Origin of the sequence: Vibrio sp. 10N.222.54.E6, assembly GCF_041473955.1 — a bacterium.
In the GTDB taxonomy this organism is placed as follows: domain Bacteria; phylum Pseudomonadota; class Gammaproteobacteria; order Enterobacterales; family Vibrionaceae; genus Vibrio; species Vibrio tasmaniensis_A.
The window spans coordinates 199,465-208,461 of sequence record NZ_JBFRTD010000023.1 but is presented as its reverse complement, the minus strand read 5'-3'; the positions used below and the strand labels follow the sequence as shown (position 1 = coordinate 208,461).

At 42.9% G+C, this 8,997-nt stretch carries 8 protein-coding genes; all 8 read left to right on the top strand.

Annotation, left to right across the window (positions count from 1 at the left end):
* The coding region (locus AB4513_RS14605) for a flagellin (RefSeq protein WP_136996198.1) at window positions 1–1,083 on the top strand (1,083 nt) is incomplete at its 5' end.
* Window positions 1,084–1,543: 460 nt separating this feature from the next.
* Window positions 1,544–2,722, top strand: a complete 1,179-nt coding sequence (locus AB4513_RS14600) for a flagellin (protein ID WP_009848562.1) — start codon at window positions 1,544–1,546, stop codon at window positions 2,720–2,722.
* Window positions 2,723–2,803: 81 nt separating this feature from the next.
* Window positions 2,804–3,229 carry a flagellar protein FlaG gene (flaG, locus tag AB4513_RS14595; RefSeq protein WP_009848561.1) on the top strand — a complete coding sequence of 142 codons (426 nt, stop codon included), beginning with the start codon at window positions 2,804–2,806 and terminating at the stop codon, window positions 3,227–3,229.
* 22 nt (window positions 3,230–3,251) lie between these two features.
* A complete protein-coding gene (gene fliD / locus AB4513_RS14590) occupies window positions 3,252–5,306 on the top strand; it encodes a flagellar filament capping protein FliD (protein ID WP_009848560.1) in 2,055 nt (684 codons plus the stop codon).
* Between the two features lie 3 nt (window positions 5,307–5,309).
* Complete coding sequence (locus AB4513_RS14585) at window positions 5,310–5,615, top strand: flagellar protein FliT (protein WP_009848559.1); 306 nt, start codon at window positions 5,310–5,312, stop codon at window positions 5,613–5,615.
* A gap of 12 nt (window positions 5,616–5,627) precedes the next feature.
* The gene (gene fliS / locus AB4513_RS14580; RefSeq protein ID WP_009848558.1) at window positions 5,628–6,038 is read left to right on the top strand and encodes a flagellar export chaperone FliS; all 411 of its coding nucleotides are present in this window, start codon (window positions 5,628–5,630) and stop codon (window positions 6,036–6,038) included.
* Between the two features lie 226 nt (window positions 6,039–6,264).
* On the top strand, window positions 6,265–7,728 hold the full coding sequence (locus AB4513_RS14575; protein WP_009848557.1) for a sigma-54 dependent transcriptional regulator: 1,464 nt from the start codon (window positions 6,265–6,267) through the stop codon (window positions 7,726–7,728).
* A gap of 212 nt (window positions 7,729–7,940) precedes the next feature.
* A complete protein-coding gene (locus AB4513_RS14570) occupies window positions 7,941–8,981 on the top strand; it encodes a PAS domain-containing sensor histidine kinase (RefSeq protein ID WP_009848556.1) in 1,041 nt (346 codons plus the stop codon).
* Window positions 8,982–8,997 lie beyond the last annotated feature (16 nt).

Sequence of the window (8,997 nt, the reverse complement as noted above, 5' to 3'; positions counted from 1 at the left end):
ATGGAACGCCTATCTTCAGGTTCTAAAATCAACAGCGCAAAAGATGACGCTGCAGGCCTACAAATCTCGAACCGTTTGAACGTTCAGAGTCGTGGTCTTGATGTTGCTGTACGTAACGCGAACGATGGTATCTCTATCGCTCAAACGGCAGAAGGTGCGATGAATGAAACATCAAACATTCTGCAACGTATGCGTGACTTGTCTCTGCAATCAACAAACGGTTCGAATACAAAAGCTGACCGTGTTGCAATCCAAGAAGAAGTTACAGCACTGAACGATGAACTAAATCGTATTGCTGAAACAACCTCTTTTGGTGGTAACAAGCTGCTTAACGGTACTCACGGTACTAAGTCATTCCAAATTGGTGCAGACAATGGTGAGGCAGTAATGCTTCAGCTGAAAGACATGCGTTCTGATAACGACCAAATGGGCGGCAACAGCTACCAATTTACAGAAGCTAAAGGTAAAGATTGGGGTGTAACAGCTGGTGCTAATGATTTAACCATGTCATTAAAAGATAGCTTCGGTGACCAACGAGAAATCAACATCTCGGCTAAAGCAGGCGATGATATTGAAGAGCTAGCGACTTACATTAACGGTCAACAAGACCTAGTAAAAGCGTCAATTGATGAAGAAGGTAAACTGCAAATCTTCGCTGGTAACAACAAAGTTGATGGGGAAATTGCATTTTCTGGTGCTTTATCAGATGAACTAGGCATGACAGCAGGTGCGAAACCTGAGGACCCAAAAACGCTAGAGGCTAAGCAAGTTACGGTTGATAGTATCGACGTAACGTCTGTTGGTGGTGCACAAGAATCTGTAGCTGTTATCGATGCGGCACTTAAATATGTAGATAGCCACCGTTCTGAGCTTGGTGCTTTCCAAAACCGTTTCGACCACGCAATTAACAACTTAGACAACATCAACGAAAACGTTAATGCATCTAAGAGCCGTATCAAAGATACCGATTTCGCTAAAGAGACGACTCAGATGACTAAATCTCAGATCCTTTCTCAAGCTTCAAGCTCGATTCTTGCTCAAGCGAAGCAAGCTCCGAACTCGGCACTTAGCCTACTAGGTTAATCGGTTGAAAGGCCACATTGACCATGTGCATTATTGTTTATAATCGTCAATGTCAGGCTTCCACAAATTAGCTCGTGGTGAGAGATGAGCGCTAAATAAACCCAGCTTCGGCTGGGTTTTTTATTGCCTGCTATTTGGCTAGGGTGAATTTGGAAAAAGTGCAATGTTGGTTGATAGAAGAAAAAGCGAGATCCTCTATCACGTTCGTTCCTCACAGTAGGGAATGACCGAGTCGGGAAATGATGATCTACTTCACGTTTTTTTTAACATTGAAAATAATACGAAAAAAAATGCATTTTTTATTAAAGCTTCTAGTTAAGGGGCCGTTAAAGGGATTGAGAGAAATGATATGTACCAATGTAAGGTGAGAGAGACACTGGTATATAAAACAAAATAACATGTGTTTTTGTGAGGTGAGAGTCACATAAGTGCATGAAAAAATGCCTAAAGGAGATCAACTATGGCGATTAATGTAAGCACAAATGTGTCTGCAATGACGGCTCAGCGCTACCTAAATAGTGCGGCTGAAGGTACTCAAAAATCAATGGAGCGTTTGTCTTCTGGCTATAAAATCAATAGCGCAAAAGATGATGCTGCAGGCCTACAAATCTCTAACCGCTTAACGTCGCAAAGTCGTGGCCTAGATATGGCTGTAAAAAACGCGAACGATGGTATCTCTATTGCACAGACAGCTGAAGGTGCAATGAATGAGTCAACCAATATCCTGCAACGAATGCGTGACCTTTCTCTTCAATCTTCAAATGGTTCAAACACGAAATCTGAACGTGTTGCAATTCAAGAAGAAGTCTCTGCTCTAAACACTGAGCTTAACCGTATCGCTGAAACGACCTCTTTTGGTGGTAATAAGCTTTTGAACGGAACTTTCGGTAGTCAATCTTTCCAAATTGGTGCAGATTCTGGTGAAGCAGTAATGCTGACAATGAATAATATGCGTACCGATACTGAAGCGATGGGCGGTAAGAGTTATAGCGTTGCTGAGGGGAAAGATACGTCTTGGCGCGTAGGTGAAGATTCTGTCCTAACGATGAAGTACCAAGATCAGTTTGGTGACGTTCAAGATCTGTCGATTACTGCGAAAAAAGGTAATGACATGGAAGAACTTGCCACTTACCTAAACGGTCAAAGCCCGGATGTTCAAGCTTCGGTAGGTGAAGGCGGTAAATTGCAACTCTTCGCTTCAAGCCAAAAAGTTGATGGTAATGTTGAGTTTGGCGGCTCTCTTGCTGAAGAGCTAGGTCTTGGCTCTGGTAAAGATGCAGAAGGTAAAGAGATTCCTGGCAGCAGCAAGGCTATTGTAACGGATGTTACTGTTAACGACATTGATGTAACTTCTGTTGCAGGTTCAAACAACGCTGTATCTATTATTGACGGTGCCTTAAAGGCAGTAGACAGTAATCGTGCCTCTCTTGGTGCATTCCAAAACCGTTTTGACCACGCAATCAGCAACTTAGAAAATATTAACGAAAACGTTAATGCGTCTAAGAGCCGAATCAAAGATACTGATTACGCAAAAGAAACAACGGCAATGACGAAGTCTCAAATCTTACAACAAGCGAGTACTTCTATTTTAGCTCAAGCAAAACAATCACCATCAGCAGCTTTAAGCTTATTGGGCTAAACTTACTTCAGTAAGTAACGGTAAACTCTACTGTAGGTAGAGTTTTACTGTTAGGCTCATAAAGTTGGGAGGGAGAGTGTTATGGAAATATTATCTAACGCATCGAACATCCAGCCTTATGGCTCACCTAATGGCATTAAATTTGCAAGCGATAAAGGTAGTAGTGCGTCGAGTACTTCACAACCGAAAGAAACAACATCTTATGACAAGGTAGAAAAATCGAAAGAGATGGCTACCGAAGCGGCGATTAAATTAGCTCAACATAGACAAGAGTTAAATGATGCGGAGCGAGTCAAAATGGTGGAGAAGGTAAACGAATTTATATCTTCTCTCAACAAGGGTGTTGCTTTTAAGGTTGATGAAGAGACTGGGAGAGATGTGGTTACCATTTATGAGACCACAACGGGCGATATTATTCGCCAAATTCCCGATGAAGAAATGCTCGAAATTCTAAGGCGCCTAGCAGCCCAAACCTCGAATAGTGGAATATTGGAGGCTAAGGTTTAAGTCGTATTATTGAGGTGGTTTAATGAGTTTTGGCCCAATGGGGATTTCGTCTGGCATGGATATCAATTCCATGGTCAGCAAAATTGTTGATTCGGAGCGTGTGCCTAAACAGCAACAAATCAACAATGAACGAACGCGAATCGACACCAGCATTAGTGCCTATGGAAGACTCAGAGAGTCCCTTGATTCGATGAAAAATCTGATGACAAGCTTTCGCCAGGACAAAGCTTTTGCTGTACGAACAGTAGAAAGCTCTGATGAAGGTCTTGTCTCTGCAACCGCGACTACCGAAGCGATCGCTGGCAAATATGCTATCGATGTGTTGCAGCTTGCCCAGAGCCATAAAGTGGCTTCTGATGTACTATCAGAGGACATGAAATTTGGCCCAGGTAAGCTGCAGGTTTCGCTTGGTAAAGAGAGCTTCGAGACACAAGTTAGTGCTAACTCAAAACTGCGTGATGTTGTTAGAGCAATTAACAGTGCCGGGGATAATCCGGGTGTTCGAGCTTCTATTATTAACGACAAAGAAGGACCACGGTTAGTCCTCGCTTCAAATATGTCTGGTGAAGACAATCAAATAAAACTCCACGTTGACTCTGAAGATAACAACCCTCTAAAAAAATTAGAATATAAAACCCTATCGGAAAGACTGAAAGCCTTAGAAGATGCTCGCTCAGTAGCGCAAGGCGTCTTGGCTGATGCCCCTCCCAAATTGGATGCCGACGGTAACCCTATTCCAGACGGCTTCGCTGTTCCTCTGCGAGACGCTAACGGAAACACTATATTTGATGTAAACGGTAATCCTATTTATGAAAGAAAATCGGAACCCGTCGTTGAACCCGAAGATCCTTTCGCTGAATTTGACCGTGACAATTTAACTTATGGTCAAGCTGCGGCAATGGCTGGTCAGAAGGCGCTAGATGCGGCAGCTTTAGCGGCTTCAGGGATGCCAGAAGATACAATCCCTGGGTGGAACAATACCGCTTCAGGTACATTACTCGATTCTTTTTTTAGGCCTGAACTTGAGCTTGACGAAAAAGCCATAGAGAAAGCAGCTGATATTCCAGGGTGGTCAAATACTGCCGCTGGTACGTTGACGGATTCTTATGTTACTCCCAAAGAGGCACAGCAGAAACTCGATGCCGAGAAAGCCAGAATAGAAAGTAAATTGGTTGATGAACGTTCTGAGTTAGCGAAGAGAGTTGAAAGAGGTGAACTAACCCCACTTCAGGCTCAGCAATTAGAGAGAGCGAAATTATCTCCAGCAGAACGAGCACACTTAGAGAAGGTTGATAAAGCTCAAGCTGACCTTGCGTTAGCTCAACAGTCTTTTGACCAATACAGCGGTATGACTGAAGTGCAAGCAGGACAAAATTCTATGGTTGTTCTAGACGGCATTGCTCAGCTCTCTAGCAATAACAATGTGATTGAAGATGCCGTTGAAGGTATTGATATTACGGTTAAAGGTAAAACCCCTAAAGATAAGCCGCCAGCAGAGATTGGTGTTGAGTACGACCGTAATCGTGTTCGTGAAGATATTGAAGCTTTTGTTAACTCTTATAATCAGTTTTACCAAGTATCTAAAGACTTAGCGGGTGTCGATCCACTGACTGGTCAAAAAGGCCCTCTCTCTGGCGACAGTACAGTACGCAGTGCAGATTCACGATTGAAAGGTGTGTTCTCATCAAGCATTGAAGACGCGCCAGACAATCTAAAGTCTTTGACTGAATTTGGCATCACCACCACAAGACAAGGCTCGCTAGAAATCAATTACGATATGCTTGACCGTCAACTCAACAATCACTTTGATAAGTTGGGTGAATTCTTTGGTGGTAACAATGGCTTCGCTAAAAAAGTCGAAGATGCGATTCAAGGGATCACGGGTGTTACCGGTTCTATCCGTACGAGAGAGAAGAGCTTGGTCGAACAAAACTATCGGTTGGTTGATGACCAAGTCGCGCTCGATCGCCGTATGGATAGCCTGCAGAATCGCACGCACTCTAAGTTCACTGCTATGCAGGATGCGACCAGCAAGATGCAATCTCAGTTAGGCAGCATGATGAGTGCAATGGGCTAATAGATGAGCAAACTGCTTCAAGAGCTTTGTGAGCTCGATCAATTAATTATGTCTAAGCTCGAATTTAGTGAAATTAATGCTGAAGAAATCGTGCATCTTGTCGATAACAGAGAACAGTTATTGCAAAACGTGCTTCAATTAATCGATTCATATCCCGACGTTAAGCAAAGCTCCGAGTGGTTTGAAGCCATTTCGAGAACAAGACAATTGGTCGAACTGATGCAGTCTGAGACTGGTCTAGTAGGTAAAAACTTACATAAATACCGACATGCTGCCAAATCAGTTCAACAATACAAAAAGTTTTTATAGAAGAGGTTTACTATGCGCGGTTCTTTACAGGCATATAAAAAGGTATCAGTGGATAGCCAGCTTACAGCTGCCTCACCGCATAAAATTGTTCAGATGCTAATGGCTGGTGCTATCGAGCGCTTAATTCAAGGTAAAGCAGCAATGCAAGCGGGCAACATTCCGGTGAAAGGTGAGCGACTGAGTAAGGCTCTAGATATCATTATTAGCCTGCGTAGTTGCCTATCAATGTCCGATGGTGGCGACATTGCGAAAAATCTAGATCAACTTTATGAGTTTATGATCACGCAAATTTCTGCTGCAAATCACAAAAATGATCCTCAGCCAATTGATGATGTTATTGATATTATCCGCGAAATTAAGAGCGCTTGGGACCAAATTCCGAATGAATATCACAATTTAACGTCTGCGGATGTTGGTATTTAAAGAAACATCCCAGTTTAAACCAATCGCATATCTCTGAATTGCTTGGTTGCCTTATTTTTATAATCAAATAAAATAGAAGCCATTAGATAGCCTAATGGCTTTTTTCGTTGCTGGTTTCCTAGATTTGTCCACGTAGATTATAATCATTGATATTTTCTCTGTTTTGTCTCTTACGTCGCTTACCAATTTCCGCATCGCACCAAAATAAAGGCAATAATTCCTACTTATGCAAGGTTTGGCAAAACTGCTTGTCGTCGATGATAACGCTCAAAATCGTCACAATTTAAGCACAATATTAGAGTTTGTAGGAGAGAGCTGCGAAGTAATCAGCTCTGAACAAGCATACAAAGTTGACTGGTCCCTACAGTGGGCCGGTTGCATCATTGGTTCAATTAAAGCCAAAGGCTTCGCATTACTGAATGAAAAGCTTGTTCATGTTAATCACATCCCTTTACTGGTGATTGGCAAAAACGATTACCCGGTTGACGAACTTACTAACTTTGTTGGTGAACTCGAACTTCCTCTTAACTACCCGCAATTAAGTGATGCACTAAGACACTGTAAAGACTTCTTAGGCCGTAAAGGCGTTCAAATTGTACCTTCAGCGCGTAAGAATACGCTTTTTCGTAGTCTAGTTGGGCAGAGTGTTGGTATCCAAGAAGTTCGTCACTTGATTGAACAAGTCTCTTCTACTGAAGCAAACGTATTGATTCTTGGTGAGTCAGGCACGGGCAAAGAAGTTGTAGCACGTAATGTTCACTATCATTCTAAACGTCGTTCAGGACCTTTCGTTCCCGTAAACTGTGGCGCTATACCGCCAGACTTGCTCGAAAGTGAACTGTTTGGTCATGAGAAGGGCGCGTTTACTGGTGCAATTACCGCACGTAAAGGCCGTTTTGAGTTGGCTGAAGGTGGTACACTGTTTCTTGATGAAATTGGTGATATGCCAATGGCGATGCAAGTTAAGTTGCTTCGTGTTTTACAAGAACGCAGTTTTGAACGTGTAGGTGGCAATAGTACCATTCAAGCTGATGTTCGAGTGATTGCGGCAACACACCGCAATCTTGAAAATATGATCGAAGATGATTTGTTCCGTGAAGACCTTTACTATCGCTTGAACGTTTTCCCAATTGAAATGCCATCGCTTCAGGAGCGAAAAGAAGATGTTCCCCTATTGCTTCAGGAGTTGATGACCAGAATGGAAGCTGAAGGTGGCATGCCAATCTGTTTTACTCCCCGTGCCATCAACTCTTTGATGGAGCATTGCTGGCCGGGCAACGTACGTGAGTTAGCTAATTTAGTTGAGCGAATGGTTATTTTATATCCAAATAGCTTGGTTGATGTGAATCATCTACCAACTAAATATAGATACAGTGATATCCCAGAGTTTCAGCCAGAGTTTAATAATTTTGCATCAGAGGAAGAGCAAGAGCGAGATGCTCTTTCTGACTTGTTCTCAGAAGACTTCAGTTTTGAGCAGCACGATGAGCTTGCTGACAATGCGAACGCACCTCAAGATTTACCCGCTGAAGGGGTTAACTTGAAAGAACTACTCGCTGATATGGAAGTGAATATGATCAATCAAGCGTTGGAGGCTCAGGGCGGTATTGTTGCTCGCGCTGCTGACATGCTTGGAATGCGCAGAACCACTCTGGTCGAAAAAATGCGTAAATATAACTTGCAGCGTTAGTGCCTATTTTCGATGAAAACGAAAACTAGTACACACTTTAGCATTTTAGCATTTTAGCATTTTAGCATTTTAGCTTTTTGGCAACTTTAGCTAAACGAACAGATAAACCATAGTCGAGTTGTTGCTTGCTTAACTATGTGATAAATATAGCAAATAGCCTGACTTGTGTTGTACATGTCAGGCTGTTTTAGTATTTGAGGCAAATTTTTGACATGCACCTATCTAACGAACCAGAAAATCAATCACATCTAGATTCTGTTGAGCAACAGGTTGAGCGCTATAAGCAAGTGCTCGATGTTATGCCTGCGGGGGTCATCTTGTTAGATACACATGGTGAAGTGAGAGAAGCGAATCCTGAAGCACACCGTATTCTCGGGGTTGAGTTGGTTGGCGAGAAATGGTTTTCGGTAATACAAAATGCCTTTGAACCAAGGGACGATGATGGGCATGAGATCTCATTGAAGAATGGGCGAAAAGTGCGCTTAGCGATTTCAGCCTCGACTACAGGTCAGCTTATTTTGATTACAGACCTGACAGAAACCCGCCTACTGCAGTCTCGTGTGAGCGATCTTCAGCGTTTATCTTCACTCGGAAGAATGGTCGCTTCGCTTGCCCATCAGGTTCGCACGCCGCTTTCTAGTGCGATGCTGTATGCATCAAACCTTGCCGCGCCAAATTTGCCGCCGGCAACAAAAACGCGTTTTCAATCTAAGCTGATGGATAGGTTGCATGATTTAGAGAAACAAGTGAATGACATGCTGTTGTTTGCCAAAGGTGGCGACAACAAGGTGGTTAAGCCATTCACCATCGCGGAACTCATCATTGAGTTTCATCCTATGGTGGAGGCTGCGTTAAAAAGCAACCAGATTGATTATTGTCAGGAAGTTGAAGATGAAAAGACTCAAATGTTTGGCAACGCCAATGCTATCGCTTCTGCTTTAAGTAACCTAGTTTTGAACGCGGTTCAAATTGCTGGCAAGAAATCGCAGATTGATGTGTTTTTTAGACCCGTAAACGGTGAACTTAAGATATCAGTGCAAGACAGTGGCCCCGGAGTGCCTAAAGAACTACAAGGTAAGATTATGGAACCTTTCTTTACCACTCGTTCTCAAGGCACAGGTCTAGGTTTAGCGGTTGTACAAATGGTATGCCGAGCACATGAAGGTCGACTGGAATTGATATCAGAAGAGGGTGACGGCGCATGCTTTACCATGTGTCTACCGTTGGAAAGAAGCTCTTCTTCTGAAGACTAATAAGTTTTAACTGAAT

Excerpts from the sequence above, each read along its gene's own strand:
- AB4513_RS14600 (WP_009848562.1), top strand. The coding sequence starts at position 1,544 with ATGGCGATTAATGTAAGCACAAATGTGTCTGCAATGACGGCTCAGCGC.
- flaG (WP_009848561.1), top strand. The coding sequence starts at position 2,804 with ATGGAAATATTATCTAACGCATCGAACATCCAGCCTTATGGCTCACCT.
- fliD (WP_009848560.1), top strand. The coding sequence starts at position 3,252 with ATGAGTTTTGGCCCAATGGGGATTTCGTCTGGCATGGATATCAATTCC.
- AB4513_RS14585 (WP_009848559.1), top strand. The coding sequence starts at position 5,310 with ATGAGCAAACTGCTTCAAGAGCTTTGTGAGCTCGATCAATTAATTATG.
- fliS (WP_009848558.1), top strand. The coding sequence starts at position 5,628 with ATGCGCGGTTCTTTACAGGCATATAAAAAGGTATCAGTGGATAGCCAG.
- AB4513_RS14575 (WP_009848557.1), top strand. The coding sequence starts at position 6,265 with ATGCAAGGTTTGGCAAAACTGCTTGTCGTCGATGATAACGCTCAAAAT.
- AB4513_RS14570 (WP_009848556.1), top strand. The coding sequence starts at position 7,941 with ATGCACCTATCTAACGAACCAGAAAATCAATCACATCTAGATTCTGTT.